The organism is Paraglaciecola arctica BSs20135 (assembly GCF_000314995.1).
GTDB classification, from domain to species: Bacteria; Pseudomonadota; Gammaproteobacteria; order Enterobacterales; family Alteromonadaceae; genus Paraglaciecola; species Paraglaciecola arctica.
Genome location: NZ_BAEO01000004.1, coordinates 1 through 22938, shown reverse-complemented (window position 1 = coordinate 22938; position 22938 = coordinate 1). Strand labels below are relative to the sequence as shown.

General features: G+C 40.2%; 17 protein-coding genes. 8 read left to right on the top strand and 9 right to left on the bottom strand.

Annotated elements, in window-relative coordinates:
* Positions 1 to 147 precede the first annotated feature (147 nt).
* Positions 148 to 651 (bottom strand): LabA-like NYN domain-containing protein, encoded by a 504-nt coding sequence (locus GARC_RS00825; protein WP_007615703.1) that lies wholly within the window; start codon positions 649 to 651, stop codon positions 148 to 150.
* A 426-nt stretch (positions 652 to 1077) separates the two neighbouring features.
* Here GARC_RS00825 and GARC_RS26905 point away from each other — a divergent pair, with 426 nt between their 5' ends.
* Positions 1078 to 1248: a hypothetical protein gene (locus tag GARC_RS26905; protein ID WP_153810831.1), complete on the top strand. Its 171-nt coding sequence runs from the start codon at positions 1078 to 1080 to the stop codon at positions 1246 to 1248.
* A 132-nt stretch (positions 1249 to 1380) separates the two neighbouring features.
* On the opposite strand, the gene GARC_RS00815 is transcribed toward GARC_RS26905, so the two are convergent.
* The 8 genes from GARC_RS00815 to GARC_RS00780 form a co-directional block, all read right to left on the bottom strand.
* Complete coding sequence (locus GARC_RS00815) at positions 1381 to 4494, bottom strand: efflux RND transporter permease subunit (protein WP_039988324.1); 3114 nt, start codon at positions 4492 to 4494, stop codon at positions 1381 to 1383.
* Between the two features lie 54 nt (positions 4495 to 4548).
* Positions 4549 to 5469, bottom strand: coding sequence for an efflux RND transporter periplasmic adaptor subunit (locus tag GARC_RS00810; RefSeq protein ID WP_007615698.1), 921 nt, complete (start codon positions 5467 to 5469; stop codon positions 4549 to 4551).
* 2 nt (positions 5470 to 5471) lie between these two features.
* Positions 5472 to 6737, bottom strand: a complete 1266-nt coding sequence (locus GARC_RS00805) for a TolC family protein (RefSeq protein ID WP_039988328.1) — start codon at positions 6735 to 6737, stop codon at positions 5472 to 5474.
* 140 nt (positions 6738 to 6877) lie between these two features.
* Positions 6878 to 7240 carry a hypothetical protein gene (locus tag GARC_RS00800; protein WP_039988322.1) on the bottom strand — a complete coding sequence of 121 codons (363 nt, stop codon included), beginning with the start codon at positions 7238 to 7240 and terminating at the stop codon, positions 6878 to 6880.
* A gap of 110 nt (positions 7241 to 7350) precedes the next feature.
* Positions 7351 to 8937: an ABC-F family ATPase gene (locus GARC_RS00795; RefSeq protein WP_007615695.1), complete on the bottom strand. Its 1587-nt coding sequence runs from the start codon at positions 8935 to 8937 to the stop codon at positions 7351 to 7353.
* A gap of 225 nt (positions 8938 to 9162) precedes the next feature.
* A complete protein-coding gene (locus GARC_RS00790; RefSeq protein ID WP_007615693.1) occupies positions 9163 to 11247 on the bottom strand; it encodes a transglutaminase family protein in 2085 nt (694 codons plus the stop codon).
* Entirely contained in the window at positions 11240 to 12298 is a 1059-nt protein-coding gene (locus tag GARC_RS00785; protein WP_007615691.1) for a DUF58 domain-containing protein, read from the bottom strand. Before GARC_RS00785 ends, GARC_RS00790 begins: the two co-directional genes overlap by 8 nt.
* 8 nt (positions 12299 to 12306) lie before the next feature.
* Complete coding sequence (locus GARC_RS00780) at positions 12307 to 13227, bottom strand: AAA family ATPase (RefSeq protein WP_007615683.1); 921 nt, start codon at positions 13225 to 13227, stop codon at positions 12307 to 12309.
* 173 nt (positions 13228 to 13400) lie between these two features.
* Here GARC_RS00780 and seqA point away from each other — a divergent pair, with 173 nt between their 5' ends.
* The 7 genes from seqA to GARC_RS00745 all read left to right on the top strand — a co-directional run bounded on the left by seqA (position 13401) and on the right by GARC_RS00745 (position 21775).
* Positions 13401 to 13964 carry a replication initiation negative regulator SeqA gene (gene seqA, locus GARC_RS00775; protein WP_007615681.1) on the top strand — a complete coding sequence of 188 codons (564 nt, stop codon included), beginning with the start codon at positions 13401 to 13403 and terminating at the stop codon, positions 13962 to 13964.
* Between the two features lie 13 nt (positions 13965 to 13977).
* Complete coding sequence (pgm, locus tag GARC_RS00770; RefSeq protein WP_007615679.1) at positions 13978 to 15642, top strand: phosphoglucomutase (alpha-D-glucose-1,6-bisphosphate-dependent); 1665 nt, start codon at positions 13978 to 13980, stop codon at positions 15640 to 15642.
* A 226-nt stretch (positions 15643 to 15868) separates the two neighbouring features.
* Entirely contained in the window at positions 15869 to 18340 is a 2472-nt protein-coding gene (locus GARC_RS00765; protein ID WP_007615677.1) for a glycogen/starch/alpha-glucan phosphorylase, read from the top strand.
* A gap of 199 nt (positions 18341 to 18539) precedes the next feature.
* Positions 18540 to 19847: a putative bifunctional diguanylate cyclase/phosphodiesterase gene (locus GARC_RS00760; RefSeq protein ID WP_007615674.1), complete on the top strand. Its 1308-nt coding sequence runs from the start codon at positions 18540 to 18542 to the stop codon at positions 19845 to 19847.
* A gap of 107 nt (positions 19848 to 19954) precedes the next feature.
* Positions 19955 to 21022, top strand: coding sequence for a succinylglutamate desuccinylase (astE, locus tag GARC_RS00755; RefSeq protein WP_007615672.1), 1068 nt, complete (start codon positions 19955 to 19957; stop codon positions 21020 to 21022).
* 8 nt (positions 21023 to 21030) lie between these two features.
* The gene (locus GARC_RS00750; RefSeq protein ID WP_007615670.1) at positions 21031 to 21468 is read left to right on the top strand and encodes an HIT domain-containing protein; all 438 of its coding nucleotides are present in this window, start codon (positions 21031 to 21033) and stop codon (positions 21466 to 21468) included.
* Entirely contained in the window at positions 21449 to 21775 is a 327-nt protein-coding gene (locus GARC_RS00745; protein ID WP_007615668.1) for a heavy metal-binding domain-containing protein, read from the top strand. Before GARC_RS00750 ends, GARC_RS00745 begins: the two co-directional genes overlap by 20 nt.
* Positions 21776 to 22938: the final 1163 nt, after the last annotated feature.

The window sequence follows — 22938 nt, the reverse complement described above, 5'->3', positions numbered from 1 at the left end:
GAATTGCTTTAAATGCAAAAGATATTGAATCACGGTGGACACACTGAGCACAGGAAAGCCTATTGATAATCCTAATAGTGTTCTGGCAAACATTGGGAGTCAATTAGCTGAGAACTCAATTAGATCGCACTTTAAAATGGAATAGTATTACAGCAATAAATCAGATTCTATTTTGAAAAACTCATCTGCTGCATTCACTAGGGAAGTGGCGGTAAGTTGTGGTACACCATACACTTGGGTTTTACAGCCATACTTTTGACTGACTTTTTTCAGTAATAAATCAAAATCTCCGTCACCCGATAATAAAATAATAGTATCTGCATTCTCGGCAGCTTCTAATACATCAATAGCAATACCTACATCCCAATCACCCTTAGCTGAGCCATCGCTGCGCTGAATATAAGGTTTAAGTTTTATATCAAAACCAATATGTTTAAGTGCGCTTTGAAACTTTTGCTGTTGTTCATCGCCTTTATCAATAGCATACGCATTGGCCATGATAATGTCGCCTTGATGATGTACATGTTGCCAGAACCGACGGTAATTAAATTGCCGGCCATAGGCTTGGCGAGTGGTGTAGTAGATATTTTGTACGTCAACAAAGATGGCAATTTTTTCCAAAGTAGGACACTCATAAGTAATAAACTGCATAGATCATAACATCTTTAATGTTTTGAGCTATTTACGGATAGTTGACCATTTAGTCTAATTAATAGTTGACTTATCTATCAAAGGTAAGTATGTTGTCCATCGGTTTGTAGAAACCCTCGCAATACAAACCTCCAATGTTATGTCTTTCCCTGATCCAGTCAGCCAACATTAAAAACGTAATCCTTAGGCACGACCTGCATATGTAGAGTTTAAAGTCCTATTGAATTGCAATAACAAGCTGAATTATCGTACGACGAATTAGTGAGTATTAAACATTCTGGCAAACATTATTTGCAGATGTCTTATCGAATTAAAACCTTAGGGTTTAGTAGTATCGTCAAAACTGTAATGAGCTTATTTTTAGTTTTGACTATTTAATGCATATATTTAAGAAGCAAAAAATAGTCATATTTAATGAGTTTAATTATGTCTTATACATATAACGGAACACAGATTTCGGTAAATTGCCCAGTGCACAATATCTCTGTGAATAAATCTAAAGTGGCATTTGCCGACAAATGTGGCCAAAAAATGGGCACTTTCGCAAACACCACTGAAGCAAAACAATTTGTCTCTTGGTTGCTTAATATTAAGTAAACCAGACAGCTACCAGCCTCGAGCTTCGAGTGAATAGCTAAAGACAAAAAAAGATAAGGGCATCATTTGTTAAAAATGATGCCCTTTTTGTTTGACATCAAAAAGTAGCGTGTAAAAATACTCTCGAAGCTTCTATTCATTAACCTTTTTCGAATAAGCTAAGCGATAAAGCACGGGCAGGATAAGTAGTGTTAAAATTGTTGAAGATATAATACCGCCTATTACTACTGTGGCTAAAGGCCGCTGAACCTCTGCACCAGTGCCCACGTTAAGCGCCATGGGGACAAATCCCAAACTGGCAACAAGGGCTGTCATTAACACCGGTCTGAGTCGGGTTAGCGCGCCATCAACGATAGCATTAACTAATTCCCCAGTTTCCAATAACCGCTGGCGTATAAATGACAACATCACTAATCCATTAAGCACCGCAATACCTGACAGTGCAATAAAGCCAACTCCAGCCGATATTGACAGCGGCATGTCCCTTAACCAAAGGGCAAAAATACCGCCCGTTAAGGCAAGGGGAACCCCAGTGAAAATAATCAAGGCATCTTTAATTGACCCAAAGGCAATCACTAACAAAGCCAAAATAATGAATAACGTGGCAGGCACCACAATAGACAACCGTTTACTGGCACTTTCCAATTGCTCGAATGTGCCGCCATAATCCAACCAATAGCCTACTGGCAAATCCACCTGTTGTGATATTTTTAGTTTTGCTTGCTGCACAAACGAGCCTAAGTCACGTTCTCGGACATTGGCCGTAACAACAACTCTACGTTTGCCGTTTTCGCGACTGATTTGATTGGGCACAGACGAAAATTTTAGCTCTGCGACTTCTCCAAGCGGCACGTATTCACCACTATCTGTCATTATTGGAATATCGCCTAAAGCATCAAGATCCCCACGAATGTCCTCAGCAAACCTGACAACTAAAGCAAACCGCCTATCACCCTCGAAAATTAACCCTGCCTCATTGCCACCAATCGCAGCATGAAGCCAAGTTTGTAGATCTGTAACGTCCAGCCCGTATCGAGCTAACATCACAGGTTTCGGATTAATAGTGAATATAGGCACATCGTCGACTTGTTCAATACGAGCATCGGCGACACCGTCAATGGTTTGTAGTACCGCCAATATTTCAGATGCTGAGTTGACCAAAGCATCTAAATCATCACCAAATAGTTTGATACCCAGATCTGCACGGACCCCACTTATTAATTCATTAAAACGCATTTGTATGGGTTGGGTGAATTCGTAATTATTGCCTGGCAATATGCTTAGATCTTTTTCAAGCATGGCCACAAAATCCTCTTTAGACAGGCTAGGATCTGGCCATAACTCTCTAGGCTTTAACATCACAAAAGTATCAGTGACATTGGGTGGCATGGCGTCGGTTGCCACTTCAGCTGTGCCTGTTTTAGCAAACACAGTTTGGACTTGTTGGTATTCCATTATTTTTGACTCAAGCAGTTTTTGCATAGCTATTGCTTGATCAATTCCCGTACCCGGAATACGCATGGCGTGAAGTGCAATATCGCCTTCATTGAGTTGCGGTATAAATTCAGAGCCTAGACGGGTCGCTAGCCAGATACAGATGATCACTAATATTGCAGCGGCAACCACAACAAACCATCTAAGTTTTAATGCAGCTAACAATACAGGGCGATATACAAATTTAGCGCCCAAGATTATCGGACTTTCTTTTTCGCTGATTTTCCCACCTAAGAAGATTGCGACAGCCGCAGGTACTAAAGTGATGGAAAATACCATAGCTGCAATCAACGCTATGATGACAGTAGCAGCCATGGGATGGAACATTTTGCCTTCCACACCTGACAACGAAAACAATGGAATGTATACAACTGTGATGATTAGCACCCCAAACAAGCTAGGCCGGATCACTTCGTTAGTCGCCTCAAAGACTAATTCTAATCTCTCTTTGAGTGCCAAGATCACGCCAGTACGCTTTTGCTGCTCGGATAATCGCCGGATACAGTTTTCAACAATGATCACCGCACCATCGACAATCAACCCAAAATCAAGGGCACCTAAACTCATGAGGTTAGCCGATACCCCAGTTTGTACCATGCCCGTAATTGTTGCCAACATCGCCAACGGAATAACCGCAGCAGTGATTAGCGCCGCCCGCACGTTACCTAATAAAAGGAACAAGATCACGATCACCAGAAAAGCACCTTCAAGCAGATTTTTCTGTACCGTATTGATCGCTTTATCCACTAAAGTGGTTCTATCGTAGACCGACTGAATGAGTACGCCATCGGGCAAACTGGTTTGAATGTCAGTTACTTTTTGCGCCACTGCTAGCGAAACCGCTCGGGAGTTTTCCCCGACTAACATCATCGCGGTACCCAGCACTGTCTCAATGCCCTCACGAGTGGCAGCACCTGTTCGCAGCTCCTTACCTATGGCTACTTTACCAATATCGTTAACCGTCACTGGAACCGAATCAATGCGTTTAACGACAACCTTGCCTATGTCTTCTATTGTCTTAAGCTGGGCTTGGGAACGTATCAATATCTGCTGTCCATTACGCTCTACAAATCCCGCTCCTTGATTGGCATTGTTACGTGCCAGTGCTGTGAGTAAGTCTTGCATGCTAAGGTTAAAATTGAGCATTTTTTGTGGGTCGGGATTCACATGATATTGTTTGGTATAGCCGCCGATGGCGTTAACTTCCGTGACCCCCTTAACTAATGCGAGTTGTGGTTTAACGACCCAGTCGTGGATTTCTCTTAGGGCCATAGCATTGTACGCTTGACCGTTACTTTGCCGTGCATCATCAGTAGCACTCAAGGAGTACATGTAGATCTCACCCAAACCCGTGGCAATGGGCCCCATCTCAGGCTCAAGTCCTTGAGGAAGTTGGCTTTTTATAGCGCCTAATCGCGTGTTGATTAGGTTTCTGGCAAAATAAAGATCGGTGCCTTCATCAAATACAGCCGTGACCTGAGATAAGCCATAACGTGATAATGAACGAGTGTAAGAAAGACTAGGAAGCCCTGCTAGCGACGTTTCTACCACAAAGGTTATTCGCTGTTCAGTTTCAAGTGGCGAATATCCCTGTGCTTGAGTATTGATTTGTACTTGTACATTAGTAATGTCAGGCACGGCATCAATAGGTAGTTGCTGATAACTCCATAAACCAAGTCCGCTGATAAATAGGATCAGCAGCAGCATGATCCCTCGTCTTTCTATAGACAGTCGTAGTATCGATTCAATCATGATTGCCTCTCTCGTAGTGAGCTGAGGTTTAAAGTCAGGGTTGGTAATCTTTGATTAGTGAACATGACCAGCTCCCGATTTTTCGAGATCTGCTTTAATCAGGTAGCTATTTTGGCTGACAATTATCTCAGCGGCTTCTAGGCCTGCTAATACCTCAATATTGATGTCATCAGAGCGACCAAAGTTAATAGTGCGAGGGTGGTATTCATTGTCCTTTTTAACAAAGACCACAGTTCGCCCTTCATACTTCTGAATAGCTATTTTAGGAATAAGCAATGGGGTGTTTATTGTTTCTGTACTAACTCGTGCTTTGAGCAATGCCCCTACAGGCCAGTTACCATCAGTATTACTTAGTTTTACAAAGGCTAAAGTATAAGGTTTGCCTTCAGATGAAGGAACGATATGACTGATTGATGACTCCTGAGTAAAGTCAGTATTACTGAGCCAGACTTTTTGCCCAGACTTAATGGCTGCACGTTGCTTAGGGAATATTTTTAATTGTGCCCACACATCATCATAGCTGGCAATTGAAAATAGAATTTGGCCGTTAGAAAGCTCACCAGCATTTGCATGCCTAGCTATAATAGTGCCAGTAAAGGGGGAGGTTACTTTATAGCGTTTAAGGCTCTCATTTGACTCTACTGTGGCCAACGGATCGCCGCGTTTGACCTTGTCACCAAGGTTCACAGTGACATCTGAAATGACACCGTCGAATCGGGCTCGAATATGACTAAGGGAAGCCGGATCGGTTGTAACATCACCAAATAATGTTGCTAAAATATTTAATTGCCCGGCAGATACGGCAACAGTACTAATGCCCGAAACCATTGCCATATTGTCCGACATCGTTACCATTTCTCCCTTGTGTTTGTCTTCACTAGCGAGACTCATAAAAGGGATCAGGAGCAGCATTATTACTGGAAACAATGCCATTTTATTAGTTGAATATTGTCTGTTCTGGTTAAAAAAATTCATGCTTATTGCTCTTTAAAAATAGGGGCTGAAGTGCTCTCGCTTGGCAGCGAAACTATGGAGATACCCGTCAATGCTTCGATATCTGCGCCGCGTTGAAGGGCTTTTTTTGCCGATTGAATTAACGCGTGTTGCGCATCCAATAACTCTTGTCGAGTGGACACCCATTCCAGATAACTGAACCGTCCATCTGTGTATGCCTTTTCAACTAAAACTAAAGCTTCTTTAAGTGGCGGAATGATATTTTTCTGAAACGTGGTCACTTCCAACAATGCACGGTTTCGTGCGTCAAGGGCTTGATTGATCTGATGGTATAGATTACGAAGGCTAGATTGCTTTTGTTGCTCAATTTGGTCATGTTTAGCTTTTTGCGCTTCATAATCACCTAAGTTTCGACTCTGCGTAAATAGTGGAACGCTTGCACCGGCAACAAACGCCATCTCATCAATTCCGTTTATCCTGCGAATACCTGCAGTCCAACTAACATCAGGTTGATTAGCGGCCTGTGTCAATCTCAGTTGGGCGTCTTGCACGCGCGACTGCTGGGCAAACAACTGAATATGAGGACTAGTTGCAAGTTCTGAGATAAGGGTTTGAAACGATGGTGATTTGGTTAATGAGAACAAATCACCTTGTACTTGAGTAAATGTAGGCTGCTGCTCGCCCCACATGATAGACAAACTTTTAATACTGGTTTGTAATTGTAGCTTAGCTGTCTGTACATCAAGTCTAGCTGCAGCCAAGGCAGCTTCAGCGCGCTTTTTCTCAAGTAAAGGGGAGGCACCGGCTTCGACTCTCCTTATGACCGCTTGATAGGTGTAACGTGCAAGTTGTGCAGCGTCGTTAACCGCATTGATTGTTTCTTGCCCCGCTAACACATCGATATAACGACGCATAACTTCTGCGAGAATATCCAGCGAACGCACCTGTTTTTCTACGTCTAACATTTGACGTTTAATGTCCAAAACGTTCTTTCTAGCGTGAATTTTGTTACCCATTTCGATAACAGATGATAAGGTGAGTGTCAGATCCATGTCTTTAATGCCTGCAACTTCGCCGCTACCGAGAAAGTTTTCTACTTCAACGCCCATAACATAACCAGGCTTTAGAGCAGCGGTTTTAGCTTCACCTGTAATCACCTGCTGCCTAAAATCAAACTCATGTAACTGGGGATTATTAGCTAATGTACGTTTAATGGCACTTTCTAGTGTCATTGGAAAGGTATTATCAGCATCATTTAACGCTGCGTAAGCGTTGCTGGTGAAACACATCACCAAAATACATAAGCACCATGCTCGCAGGCACAGATGCTTCTTAATAAAAGAAATATTCATTGTTTGTCCTAATAAAATTAAATACGACTGTGCATCTCAAAAAATATTTGGGATGCAAGTTTTAATAAATAAAAGGACTAGGCTTTAGGTGGGCGTAACAATTGGTTAATAGGGGCGTTAATTACTGCTCGTAAATAATGAAATTGATGTGTTTGCAGTGCTAGAACACAGTTAGGTTTAGCATGTTGACCGACCCACTGAATGTGGGTGCCATTACAATGGCCGCAATGGTGACAGTCAGCTGGATTGTGGTGATCTGCAATAGAGTCTTCTTTGCCATCATCAACACTGTTATTTACATGGTCATCCGAGTGTTGATGTTCCTGCTGAAGATGCTGTGGATCAGTAGCATGAAAGTCTAACGAATTGGCTACAGCCGAAAATGACTGAAGTAATATCAGCATGATCGTCAAGTAGCTTACAAAACGTATGTTATTCATTTTACCTTAGTGGTTTAAATTAACTTCTACCGTGGATGTTATCAGACAAACCAAAAGCAAAATAGTCTCGAGCTAAATAGCTACGAGCTCGCAGCTATTTAGCTCGCTGCCTACACCCCTTGACTCGCAAGGTAACTATCATAGTCGCCTTTAAAGTCAACAATGCCATCTGGTTTCATGTCGATAATTCGCGTCGCTACTGTAGATACAAATTCTCTATCATGGCTGACAAAAAGTAGCGTGCCTTTATAGTTTTCTAAGGCTAAGTTCAAAGACTCAATAGACTCCATATCTAAGTGATTGGTGGGTTCATCCATCACCAAAATATTAGGTTTTTGCAGCATCAGCTTACCAAACAACATGCGGCCTTGTTCACCACCTGAAATGACTTTGACTGATTTATTGATGTCGTTTTGCGAGAATAACAATCTACCCAAAGTGCCGCGCATGACTTGTTCGTCGTCACCTTCTTGAGCCCATTGGTACATCCAATCCATCAGGGTTTTGTCTTCTTCAAAATCAGCCGCATGATCTTGAGCATAATAACCAATGTTACTATTCTCAGACCATTTAACGCTGCCAGCGGTTAAGTCAGTTTCACCCACTAAACATTTTAATAAGGTGGTTTTACCAACACCATTGGGGCCAATAATCGCCACTCTTTCACCTACTTCAATCATCAAATCCAAGTTTTTATAGAGTTCTTCATCATAGCTTTTAGCCAAACCTTCTACTTCCAAAGCCAAACGATGTAACTTTTTAGTTTCTTCAAAACGAATAAACGGGCTTTGACGACTTGAGGGTTTGACTTCGCCCAATTGAATTTTATCTATCTGCTTAGCACGTGACGTAGCTTGTTTTGACTTTGATGCATTGGCTGAGAAACGACTCACGAATGCTTTGAGCTCAGATATTTGTGCTTTTTTCTTGGCGTTGTCAGACAACAATTGCTCACGAGACTGGGTGGCTGCTGTCATGTATTCATCGTAGTTACCAGGGAATAAACGAATTTCGCCATAATCGATGTCTGCCATATGGCTACAAACTGAGTTTAAGAAATGCCTATCATGGGAAATAATGATCATGGTGCAGTTACGTTCGTTAAGCACTGTTTCCAACCAGCGGATAGTGTTGATATCCAAGTTGTTGGTAGGCTCATCCAGTAACATAATGTCTGGGTCAGAAAATAATACTTGAGCAAGTAATACTCTGAGTTTCCAACCTGGCGCGATTTCACTCATGGGACCAAAATGTTGTTCCACAGGAATACCTACACCAATGAGTAGTTCACCGGCTCTAGATTCAGCAGTGTAACCGTCCATTTCGGCAAATTCTGATTCTAAATCGGCTACTCTGATGCCGTCTTCTTCTGTCATATCTGGATTGGCGTAAATTGCATCCCGCTCGACTTTAACTTTCCATAGTTCACCGTGTCCCATTACAACGGTATCGATAACGCTGCATTCTTCGTAGGCAAACTGGTCTTGTTTTAGTTTACCAATACGTTCACCAGGGTCGACGGAGACATTGCCTCCAGAAGGCTCTAAGTCACCACCGATGATTTTCATAAAGGTTGACTTACCACAACCATTTGCGCCAATCAGGCCATATTTATTGCCATTGCCAAATTTGGCTGAGACATTTTCAAATAAAGGCTTTTCGCCAAATTGGATGGTAATATTTGCAGTTGTTAGCAAGGTCGGTCCCCATATTAATATTCAACTATTGTTTACCATCAGGCCCCTTATGTAGGTGACCTATAGATGGCAAAAATTCGGCGCGCATTATGCCACAAAAATTGCAGTATCGCTAAGGCAGCGATAGTTCTTTTTATACTTAACTTGAACTCAGGTTAATACGAGCCGCTTTCCTTACAATAATTACAATGCTGGATGGTACGGCTTATCCAGAACTCGGGTTATTTAATTTTTTAACAACTCAGATTTTAATAGGGCTAAATAACGACGCATCATACGATGACATTGTTTTACGCTCAAAATTGACGAGTCAGTATCCAGCTTGTTTTGGTAAGTTAATCGCAAATATAGTTGGGTTATATGGGTAAATGGATCACTGACTTTAGTTGGGTATTGTTCGTTGATTTGTTGGTTAAAGGCACTGGGTCCTTGCCAAGTGGCTCTTTGGGTTCCTTCCTTTTCAAAGGCACTTAGCGCCTTTAGGTACAAACGTTGTGTTGTGGCTACTCGGTTTTGTAACCAATGTGGAAGAAAAAACAAACCCAGTAACATTGCAATAGTGACTACTATACCTAGGCCTAACATAGATAAGCGTTCTGGGGTCAGTTTACCTAAAAGCGATTTAAATAAGTCGCGCTGCTTTTCACTATTAAAACCTAATACCCAGCGGCTCCAGTTATAGTCTAAGTCTGCTAAAAATAACCTGATATTATTAAGCCAAGCTATATTGGTAAGCCTGGCTAAGGCAAAGGGCGAGTCTGCTAAAAAACTGCCTTCTTCTTGCATAGCTTGACGTAAGCCAAATTCTATTCTATCTGGCGATACCAGAGCCGTTGGGTCGATGCGTTGCCAACCTGTTTTATCGCCCCATGTTTCTACCCATGCATGGGCATCGTATTGGTAGATACTCATATAAGGTGATTCTCCGGGATTTTTTACTAACTCACCGCCTTGATAACCTGTGACTATACGTGCTGGAATACCACCTAATCTCAGGGCATAGGCTAACGCGCTGGCATAGTGGCTACAAAAACCTGCCTGATTATCAAATAAAAAACGGTCAACTGGATCAACCAACATGATTTCAGGACGTAGGGTATACACAAAGGGGTTGTCCACAAAGTGCCTTAATACGGCATCTACAAAGTCATTATTGTTTCGGAATTGCGCTCGAAGCTTATTAACCCATTCTCGGGTTCTATTATTACCATTTGCAGGTAAGCTAAGATTAATCTTTTTATCGGTTACGCTAAGTGTTTGGCTGGCTAAGGCTTTAGGGTATGAGCGCACCGCATACTGATATTTATTCGCTAAAGGTTGCTGACTAAATAACAAAAAGTCACTGCTTTGCATGATATTTCTGCTGCTTTTGGGATCTGCTGGCACAGCTATGTCTAATGCATATAACCAAGGTTGATAGGTTGGCTCGGCAATCACTTCATAATTAAAAAAAGAACCAGTCAAGATGGGCTTAAATTGTTGTTTTATTTTTAATTGCAGTTCACGCATTTTCTTACGATAGCCGTGAACTTTCCAGGTTTTACCATCAAAGTCTTCCATCACTATGGCTCGCCAGTATAGTTGCTGAATTACCGGAGGAGTGTCTTCGAAGGTGGCTCGAAATGCCAATTCACTTGATTGTGAAAGGCGGGCAATATCACCTGGAGTAATTTGTTCCGATAGTCCTGTTTGTGCACCGTCAGCTTTGGGGGTGTGCCAAAGAGGTGACAATTGTGGCAGTACCAAAAACATTAATAAACCAATCGGTAAAGCCTGTAAGCTAAGTATTGATATGGTTTTTAGTTGTTTTTGTATCCTTATACTTGGCGCGTGATAACAAGCCAAACTTAATAATAGTGTCAAACATAACAAGGCATAAAATAAACTAAATCCAATAGACTGATTAAAAATAAAGCCACAACCTATCAAAAAAAACAAACTAATGACCAACTGATATACGTCTTTTTGACTGCGCATCTGCATGAGTTTTAAGGCACAGGCGAGGATCAATAAATTGACCATGCCAAAGAGTAAACCAGCACTCAAAGCTGAGTAAATTAACCCCAGAATACTTAACAGCGCTAATAAATTTAAGGTACGGATTGATGGCAAGTGTTTGTAATAATTGTAGTAAATAGCGCCTCTGATGACCGCACCACAAGCAACCAGTAATAATATCCAAGTGAGTACTGAAGAAAAAAGACTAAAGCTGACAAATACCAATGTCGCCGCTAATAATAACAATGCAATATTTCTAGAGGACTGCGCAGTGCCTTGATCGTTAGATTTTTGCTTCAGCCTCTTAAACATCTTCATCGCCCCATTTAGGAAAATAGGCTAATGCGTCTAAACAGGCGACTCGGTGACCATTACCACTATTGGGTGCAATACATTGTGCGCCTAAATCTAAACCAAAAGTTCGCTGAGTACGGCTCAATTCAATAACTTGATAACACAATTCACTGAGTTCTTGCTCTAATGCTGTTGCTAACTCTTGGCTGGGGTGGGGCAATGTTTTGTTTGTATAGTTAGCGGATAATTTAAGCCAACCTATGTGATTGCCTATGGAAGAAAACTGTTTGCTGACCATGCCTCGGCCCTTAGCCAGTTGTTTCCAAGCGACATGGTTTAAAGGTTCGCCTATTTGGTAGGTTTTGAGATGAGAAAAGTCATCGTGGCCGGCTTGTTCATTGGCCATTTCACCACTTTTTTTTGCGCTAGTGTGATCACTAACATGGAGTTGTATCTCACAAGGTATGGGTTTAGGGAAAACCGTTATCTGGTGACTAAAAGCCAAATGTGTCCAACAACGATATAAACCCAAAGGGTAAAAGCTTTCCACAGTGACTCTAGATAGGGTCAATTTACCTCGCTGATGACATTTTTGACTTAAGTTTATTGGATTAGTAAAAGCATCGGCATCTATTAGTGTACTTGACTGGATATGTTGCGCTTTTGCTTTTTTATTGGATTGTTTCTTAATGGCTTGAAACTTAAAATGTAATAGTCCGTTTGCAGGGGAGGTACCATCAATGTTGGCGTTTAACCAAAGAGGAATATGCAAATTGTCATCAACAAATACTTCAGGACACTTACCAATTTGCAAATGGATACGGGCAAAATTAATATAGCTGGCCAATAAGGTCACTAAAAATATCGCCAACAAAAAATAACACAACAACAACATCAAATTGTTTTGGTAGTTAGTGCCGAGCAAAAATAGCAGTACACACAAAGACAAAAATAATAGCCCAAATTTAGCTGGGAAAATAAAAATGTTGTGATGGTTTAAGTGATGTTGCGTAGCTGCAGGAATGCGCTTATTTAACCATTTGTTCCAGTAACTTTGTAATACCGTCATAACAGGGCCTAGGCTGCAATTGGGTCAATGGCTTCGAGCAACAATTTGCTTAAACTACCTTGAGCACTAAAGTCGCTAGAAGCGCTGCGTAATCTATGTTCAGCCACTGCCGGCAATATAGCCTGCACATCTTCTGGGATTAAAAAATCTCTATTATTAATAAAAGCCCAAGCCTTAGCTGAACTTAACAATGCCTTAGTCGCCCTGGGCGATAACGGGTTAGCGAATTGGTTGCTTTCGCGGCTAAAGGTGACTAAACGTAAGATATAATTAAGTAATTCATCAGACGCATGTACTTGGTTGGCTTTATTTTGTAATTCAATAAATTCAGCTATATCCATTACCGTTTCTACTGCATGTTGTACATTGCCCATTTGGGTTTTTAACATGCTTTTTTCAGCTTCTTTGTCGGGATAGCCCAACTGAATACGCATTAAAAATCGGTCTAATTGCGACTCGGGTAGAGGATAGGTGCCTGATTGATGTGATGGATTTTGGGTGCCAATCACAAAAAATGGCGAAGGAAGTGGGCGAGTTTCGCCATCCAAACTGACTTGTCTTTCTTCCATGGCTTCAAGCAAAGCACTTTGGGTTTTAGGGCTGGCGCGATTTATTTCATCGGCTAACACCAGTTGATTAAAAATAGGCCCTGGGTGGAAACGGAAGGTTTGTTCGTTGTTATCAAAAATATTGATACCTAACATGTCTGCTGGTAATAAGTCTGACGTGAACTGGATCCTTGAATATTCAAGGCCTAATACTTTGGCCAAAGTATGTGAAAGCGTGGTTTTTCCCATGCCGGGTAAATCTTCAATTAACAAATGGCCGTTAGCCAACAAACAAGTTAGTGCTAATTTAACCTGTTGTTGTTTGCCAATTAACACCTGACAGGATTGCTCTATGGCCATGGCCAATTTGTTATGCAGCATAGGGTAATGGTATCCGAAGAATTGGTATTTTTGGGTGAATCAATATTTTAGCGCAAATTCGCCTAATTTTTGTTGGTTTAGCTAATACTTGAGTATGAAATGGAATTAATCGATGAATTGATTGCGTCAATACGTATAATAAAGCTATGTGCAACGCTTGATAAATTAAATTCATGAAAAGTATTCAAATAGAAGACGATCTTTACCATTTTATTGCATCACAGACTCAAGATATCGGTGAAAGTGCATCGGATATTTTACGCCGATTAGTCATGCCTGAGTCGCTACTTAACACCGCTCAAGATAATAGTGTTAAAGAGACTAAGGTTTACACTATTGATAGTGATGTAAGCGATGTTCAAAGCACAGAGCCGACTTGTCAGGCTTCAGCTGTGTTTGCTGAACTTGAAGGGCAGCAGTTACAAGCCATTCCTAAGATGGTGGAAAGGTGGTTATTGGTGTTATCAATTATTCACAAACATCATAGCCAGCAATTCTCCAAAGTGTTGAGTATGAGTGGACGCAATAGGACATATTTCGCCACAGACAAAGACACACTCTTGGCCACTGGCAGCAGTACTAACCCTAAAAATGTGCCTGACTCCGTTTATTGGGTGATCACCAATAACAATACAGCGAAGAAAATTAACATGCTTAAAGGTGTGGCTGAACAAGTAGGCTTTAACCTATCTGAAGTAGAAGAATTGATTAAAATATTTGCCCCTGAACTTATATAACTAAAGGATCATTATGGCTCTTCATCCACAAGCAGGAAAACTCGCGAGTAGAGAACAGTTGGTCAACGTTGCTAAGTTGACTAGTGCCTATTACACCAGTCAACCTACCAAAGGTGATAGTACCCAAGCCGTATCTTTTGGTACCTCAGGCCATCGTGGTAGTTCATTGTTAAATACCTTTAACGATATGCATATAGCCGCTATCTGCCAAGCGCTGGCAGAATTTCGGCAAGACCAAAATATCACTGGTCCCTTGTATATGGGAATGGACACTCATGCGTTATCTGAAGCTGCGTTTTCAACAGCAGTTGAAGTGTTAGCGGCAAATGGTGTTGCTTTAGTGGTGCAGGAAAACCGCGGTTACACCCCTACACCTGTTATCTCCCACGCTATTTTGCAGCATAATTTGCAATATGATGTTGATTCGTCAAAAGAGCGAGCTGATGGTGTAGTGATTACACCATCACATAATCCACCTGAAGACGGGGGCTTTAAATATAACCCTCCACATGGTGGACCCGCAGATAGCGATGTAACTAACCTTATTCAGCAACGTGCCAATGAAATCATCAGTAATGATATGGCTGGGGTAAAACGTATGAGTTTGGCTGCGGCCTATGACTCTGCTTATGTAAAAGAAATTGATTTTGCTGAAGACTATATTGCGCAACTCGACCAAGTAATAGATATGCAAGCCATTGCTAAGGCTGGATTAGTCTTAGGCACAGATCCCTTAGGTGGTGCTGGTATAGGTTACTGGGACAGAATAGCTGAGCGTTATGGAATAAACATTGAGGTTGTTAATCGTAATGTTGATCAGCAGTTTGGCTTTATGCACCGAGATAAAGATGGAAAAATCCGCATGGATTGTTCTTCGCCCTATGCCATGGCCGGTTTGATTGATTTAAAAGACAAATTTGATGTGGCTTTTGGCAATGATCCTGACTTTGATCGACACGGTATAGTTACGCCTAAGAATGGCTTAATGAATCCTAATCATTATTTAGCTGTAGCCATTCAATATTTATTTCAACACAGAACCGAATGGCCGCAAGATATTAAGGTAGGCAAAACCTTAGTATCGAGTAGTATGATTGACAGAGTGGTCAAGGGACTAGGTCGTGAATTAGCGGAAATGCCAGTAGGTTTTAAATGGTTTGTACAAGGCTTATTAAAAAGTGAAATTGGTTTTGCCGGTGAAGAAAGTGCTGGTGGCATATTTTTGCGTCGTAATGGCAAACCATGGGCAACCGACAAAGACGGTATTATCTTGTGTTTGTTGGCAGCTGAAATTATTGCGGTAACAGGTAAAGATCCAGGGGAGCATTATCAAGCACTTACAGAGCAGTTTTCAGCGCCTGTTTATACCCGTATTGATGTAGCGGCAAATCATGCTCAAAAGCAAGTATTAAGCAAAATGGATAAAAGTGTCATTCAATCCACCGAGCTTGCTGGCGAAACTATCACTAATATTCAAACCCATGCTCCGGGTAACAATGCCGCCATTGGTGGAGTGAAAGTGAGTACTGAAAATGGTTGGTTTGCAGCTCGTCCATCTGGCACTGAAGAAATTTACAAGATATATGCCGAAAGCTTTAATGGTTCTGAACACCTCGATTTATTAGTGAATGAGGCCAAAGCTCTGGTCGAACAAGTATTTAAAACTGCAAATGTTTAAATTTTGAATTTAAAATGTTGATTTTGTGTTAAAAGCATACGTATTCTCAAGTGAATACGTATGCTTTTTTAGTTATTTAACGTTTATTTAACAACTTCCTGCAAAAAATCCTGCTAAAACTACCTTATTAAATTTATCTGTAATTTTATTACGTCATTAAATACCCGATTAAGACAAAATACGTTAGGGAAAATGACAACTAAATAAAGCTAATTTGAGGTGTAGTATGAGCGCGAAAAAGCCAGATCCTAAAACGTCTTCTTTACCAAACAAAGTCATGAAAGATGCGATTGTAAGACATCTACATTGTTCGTTGGGTACCGACGAAAATAAAGCAAATAATCACGCGTGGTGGAAAGCAACCTGCGCCTCAGTGCAAGAACATGTATTGGAGCAACTGCGTAAAACCCAAAAGTCTCATTATTTAAATGATACTCGTGCTGTGCATTATTTTTCTGCAGAGTTTTTGATGGGTCGTTTGATGTCTAATAACCTGCATAATTTAGGTTTATTCGAGCAAACTGATCAAGCTTTGAAAGAACTAGGTGTCAATCTCACCGACATTATGGAAGAAGAGCCGGATATGGCGCTGGGTAATGGAGGTTTAGGGCGCTTAGCTGCATGTTTTATCGACTCTCTAGCAACACTTGATTTACCTGCTATCGGTTATGGTTTGCACTATGAGCATGGCTTATTTCGTCAAGAAATAAAAAATGGTGAACAAATAGAGCGTCCAGATAGCTGGCGTGATTATGGTAACCCATGGGAAATATGTCGTCCTGAGTCAATTCAAGAAATTCCTTTGTATGGTTATGTCGAAACTAAATATGGCGAAAACGGCGCAATACAAAAAGAATGGCATCCTGGGCTGATTGTTAAAGGACTACCTTGGGATATTCCAGTAGTGGGTTATGGTGGTAAAACCGTGAACGTTTTGCGTTTATGGCAAAGCCAAGCGTCAGATTATTTTAACTGGGATGTATTTAACGCCGGTGGTTATGTGGATGCACAAAAAGAAAATGTGCAAGCTGAAACTATTTCTAAAGTGTTGTACCCCAATGATGAAACTGAAGCGGGTAAAGAATTACGTTTAATTCAGCAGTATTTCTTTAGTGCCTGTTCTCTAAAAGACATTATTCGTCGTTATAAAAGAGCCCATGGAGATGATTGGAGTCGTTTTTCTAGTCAAGTGGTGATCCAATTGAACGACACCCATCCTGCTATTGCCATTCCTGAATTGATGCGAATTCTATTAGACAGGGCTGAACTCGATTGGGATAGCGCCTGGAAAATTTGCAGTAAGACCTTTGCCTACACTAATCATACGTTATTACCTGAAGCATTAGAAAAATGGCCTGCCCGAATGTTTGAAAAGATTCTGCCAAGGCATTTAGAAATCATTTACGAAATTAATCACCGCTTTATGAGTGAAGTCGAAAAAATGTGGCCGGGCAACAACGTCATCAAGCAGAAGTTGTCGATCATCGAAGAGGGCAAAGAAAAGATGATCCGTATGGGTAACTTGTCGGTAATTGGTTCTTTTAGAGTAAACGGCGTAGCCGAAATTCATTCATCTCTAGTCAAGAAAAACCTGTTTCCTGAATTTGACAAATTGTGGCCAGAAAAGTTAACTAACGTAACCAATGGTATCACTCCTCGTCGTTGGTTGAAGGCATGTAATCCCAAACTATCTGCGTTAATTGATGAAAAAATTGGTAATGATTGGCCATTGCATCTAGAAAAACTAGAGCAACTGAGTCAGTTTGCTGACAATGCTAAATTTCAAAAACAATTTATGAAAATAAAGCATGAAAATAAAGTTATGCTGGCTAAAGAGGTCTTAACCTTAACAGGTATAGAAATAGACCCTAAAGCTATCTTTGATGTTCAAATTAAACGCTTGCATGAATACAAACGCCAACATCTCAATCTTTTACATATTATGGCGCTATACCGCCGCTTGTTAGAAGACCCTAAATACGACATGCAACCAAGAGTGTTTTTATTTGGTGCTAAAGCCGCTCCTGGCTATAAATTAGCTAAAGATATTATTTATGCAATTAATCAAGTGGCCGATAGAGTTAACAATGACAAAAGGGTCAATGGCAAAATTAAGGTAGTATTTTTACCTAATTATAGAGTCAGTTTGGCTGAGAAAATGATCCCTGCTGCTGATATTTCTGAACAAATTTCTACAGCAGGATTAGAAGCATCAGGCACTGGAAATATGAAATTGTCACTAAATGGTGCCTTAACAGTAGGTACCTTAGATGGTGCGAATATTGAGATAGCTGAAGAAGTGGGCGCCGAAAATATTTTCATTTTTGGTCTAAATGTTGATGAAGTGCACGAACTTGATCAAGTTGGCTACAACCCTTACAACTTCTACTACAACAATAAAGAAATTAAAGCTGTATTAGATTGGCTTGAAACTGATTATTTTACGCCTGGCAAACCAGGAGCATTAGCATCAATCAAGCATAGTTTGTTAGAGGGCGGAGACCCATACAAAGTCTTGGCTGACTTTGAGTCTTATTCAAATGCACAACAACGAGCCGATAAGGCCTATTGTGATAAATCGGGCTGGGCGAAAATGGCAATACTAAATACAGCACGCATGGGGAAGTTTACTTCAGACCGGTCAATTAAAGATTATGTTGAAAAAATTTGGAAATTACAGCCATGTGCAGTAGAGTAAATTTCTATACTTTGAAACGTTAAGCCAAATTGAGGTGTTTTGCACCTCGATTGATAAAAGCTCAAACAAGTGTTTGGGCTTTTATTATTATGGATCTGGGGGGGGCTAGTTAAAGTGATTTGCTTTCGGTAATTATCGTAAGTATTAACATCGACTTTGATTGATATATCAGTAGGTTTTAACGGGGCGATATTTTTCAATGCAGCATGAATCATTAATAACCATTCCCAATCGTTATGTATTTTTGGGGGAAATAGAACAGTTACTTAAGATAGATCCTGAGCAATCTTTGTTGTTAATTGATGTGGTGCGTTTTTCTGATGTCAGTAGCAGCTTTGGTTACGAATATGGTGACAAAGTATTATTAGAAATTGCTAACCGTATTGCATTTTTGTTTAACGATAACGCAATTTTTGGTCGAATTGGCGGTGATGTATTTGGTTTGATTTTGTCTGGTGGCCTGCAACAGAATCAACTTTATGATTTTTATAGCCATTTAATTCAACATTTTAAAATTCCAATACAATGTAATGATCACGCCTTTATCGCTGACTTCAATGTTGGTGCCGCATCTAATCCGAAAAATAATAGTGATATTAATCACTTTTTTTCTTTGGCTGAAACCGCATTAAAACAAGCAAAAGATAATAAATTTGATAATTTTCAATATGCCCAAAATTTGACTGATAACAGCTCAGGAAGAGCACTCGCCTTTAAGGCAGATATCACTCGAGCTTTGGATCAAAATGAATTGGAAATATACTTTCAACCTAAAATTGAGTTAAATACTTTACAGATCATTGGTGTTGAGTGTTTATTACGTTGGAATCATCCACTCGATGGTTTGATTTTTCCTGGTGCACTGATTGAAGCCGCTGAATCTTATAATATGATGAACGAGCTTGGTTACTGGGTATTAGATCAAGCCTTTAAGAGTGCTGCACATCTTAATAGTGTAGGGCTACGATTAAAAATTGCAGTGAATATGTCGCCCTCGCAATTATATGATTTGAAGTTTGCTAACAAGCTTATAAAAATGGCCCAAAAACATCAGGTGGAGTTATCCCAGTTTGAATTAGAGCTGACAGAAGATGTGGCTTTATCTAATTCTATTTTAGTTAAAAAACAATTATCACAAGTTCGCGCTCTTGGGGCGACCATAGCGATTGACGATTTTGGCAAAGGTTATTCTAACTTAGCCTATTTACGTGATATTGAAATTGACAGTATTAAAATTGATAAATCCTTCATTATGCAGATAGATGAGAGTCCAGTTAATCGAGCCATAGTTGAGGCGAGTAAGCTGATTGCTGAAGCGGCCAATTGTGAGTTGATTGCTGAAGGTATCGAAAGTATTCAGCATCTTCATATTTTACGTGAAATAGGCGTTTCATCTGGCCAAGGATTTTTGTTCTCAAAAGCGATCCCTATAAATGATTTTATTGAGCTAGCCAACAAAGATATAACAGTAGGCACATCCTTTGTGCGTGAAAACCAGCTCGCTTAACTTTGTTTGTAGAGCTTTATCCGCAGTTTAAAATACATGAGTTAGTGTGCTGATTAGCGTAATATTAGGTCTTTAGAAAACAATTCTGAGATCAACACTCACACACTATGCAAAATACATCTAAAACGTCCGTTCAAAATACTATTGAAATGTTAAAGCAGCAGGGAAATTTCCTTACTTTATCGCGTACTCAACCTTCACTTTTTGATACCTCCTTCCAGTTTTTTATCGATGCACACACACGAGTTAATGTGTTAGCTGAAGGGATTATCATCTTCGAAACTATTGCTCAAAGTGATAAAGACATCGTTATTTCTTGTGGTGTACATGGCAATGAAACGGCTCCTATAGAAATCTGCGATGATTTAGTCAGGCGTATTTTGATGGGTGAAATAGTGGTAAAACAACGAGTGTTGTTTTTATTTGGTAATTTACCCGCTATGGATATTGCGCAGCGTTTTACTGAAGAAAATATGAATCGTTTGTTTAGTGGTGAACATCAAAACTTAGCCGCTGGGCAACAGATGAATGATGAAAGACGCCGAGCAAAACAATTAGAAGATGTGGTTAGAAATTTTTATTTAGCAATGCCTGCAGAGCAGAACAGATGTCGTTTCCATTATGATTTACATACCGCAATACGAGCCTCTAAAAATGACAAGTTTGCAGTCTACCCATTTCAAAATGGTAAAGCTTGGGACAAATATCAACTACAAATTTTGTTAGCCTGTGGTGTGAATACTATTTTACTCTCAGGTAGTCCAACAACTACTTTTAGTTATTATTCAGTCAACGAACTAAACGCCAATGCGTTCACGGTTGAATTGGGTAAAGTGATGCCGTTTGGGCAAAACAATATGGATAACTTTAGTCAGGTAGTAACCACCTTGACTAAGTTGATTTGTGCTGAGGATTTGATGCTTAAAGACTATAATGATGCAGACTTTTTGATCTATGAAGTGAATCAAGTGATCAATAAACAACAAGCTGATTTTACTCTCAATTTTGCGCCAGACGCGCCAAACTTTAGTGATTTTCCAAAAGAACATTTATTAGCTCATGAAACAGGTTGCGAATATCGGGCGCAATTTGAAGGGGAAGCGATTGTATTCCCCAACGCTGACGTTGAAATTGGGCAGCGTGCTTTGTTAACTGTTATACCTACGCATATTTAAGGAATGACATGACTCATTTTGTGTTACATCCACAATTGTCCATGGATAGTGCATTAATCACCGAGCTAGATTTGTGTTCAGTACGATTGATTAAGGATGCTAATTATCCTTGGTTAATTTTAGTGCCCAGCGTTGCCAACATCAGTGATGTGATTGACTTAAGTGATGCCCATCAGCAAATCTTGTGGCAAGAATCAGCCCTAGTTAGCCGTGCTCTTAAACATTTGTTTACACCTGATAAGTTGAATATTGCCGCGCTGGGTAATATGGTGCCTCAATTACACTTACATCACATAGTACGTTATCAAAATGACGTAAGTTGGCCCAAGCCTATTTGGGGGCAAGTGCCGGCTAAGGCCTATTCAGACAACCAATTGGCCGAACGAATTGAGTTAATTAAGAATAAAATTGAAGCAAGGAGTGACAATGATAATAACAACCACTAATCAGCTAGAAGGCAAAAAAATAGAACAATATTTAGGTATTGTTGTTGGTGAAGCTGTGATGGGAGCAAATATATTCAAAGATATTTTTGCTTCAATCCGAGATATAGTTGGTGGACGTTCAGGCGCATACGAAGATGAACTGACCAAAGCGCGGAAGATTGGTTTTCAGGAATTAGAACACGAAGCTCGTTCTATTGGCGCGAATGCGGTTATTGGTGTTGATATTGATTATGAAGTGGTAGGTAAGGGGGGCAGTATGTTGATGGTGAGTATTAGTGGGACTGCGATCAGGTATGTTGATAAGTAGGTTGTAGCAGATAGTTTTAGTTAATGCCCTAGCGGGCTCCGCCATCCAGCGCGGTGTCGGCTTAATGTTTTGCACAAAATTAAAGCATGTGCTAACGCTTACCTGCATCTCGATAACTGCTCCTGCGTTATTCTACCTTCCGACGTCCATGTCGGTCGCATGCGGTTTTTCGATTAGCATCCATGTCAAACGACTTACTTTTCTTATTAAGTGCATCCTTGCACTTAATAAGAAAAGTAAGCAAAAAAGCCCGCTCGCCAAACTATGTTCTTCATCCAATTATTTCTTTGGTGACTTCTTTTGGCTGTTGAAAAGAAGTTACTGATTCGAATGCGGCCGCCGCGCGGGATTCGAGACAAAAACCATCAGGACGATAGCAGAAGCGTGCTTTAAATATTTTATGCTGCGGTTGCCAATACATACTACATCAATGAGTGATGTGTAAATCTAGTTCGTAGACTGTCGTTAACCACCATCCTTGTATTTGATCTTTGAATATCAAAGCTAGATTTGTCTTTTCAAAAGGTTAAGTTTATGAAATGCTGTAAAAAAAATTACCGGAATGTCGAGATTAGAATGATAGTAGAGTTTGTATCCAACCCGACTTTATTCTAGTAAACGGTTAGGCTTCAAGGACGCATTATTAAAACACTAATATATCTTTCTATTCTGATTCTTACTGGCTGTGCAACACCGCAAATATACAACCCTAAGAGTATTAATACACAATATTTATCAAATGTTCGTACTTTATCAGGTACGGGACTATTTTTAACTGCTGAATATAGTGCGTATGTTTTATATATTTATGATGTTAATAATAAGGAGATAACCAATAGAAACGCATTAAGCACCCAAATTAATGACATTTCTCTTCCCGCTGGCTTATATCATTTTCAAGTTAGTTGCAGAAATAAATGGTATCACGGAAGCGCCACGGCATCCTTTAAGTTAGAGCCCTCAAAAAATTATGAAATTACTTGTGAAGTGACTAAAGGTATTAACTTCTTGGGAATGTCTGTAGATTCAAAAGTACATTTAGAAATTAAAGAGGTGCTATAGATTTAGTTATCCCCGAGTTACATAGACATCCACAATAAGAATGAAGCCAATTACTCCCCTAGTTTTTCTCAACAACGTTTGTATTTTCCCTTTGGTAAAGC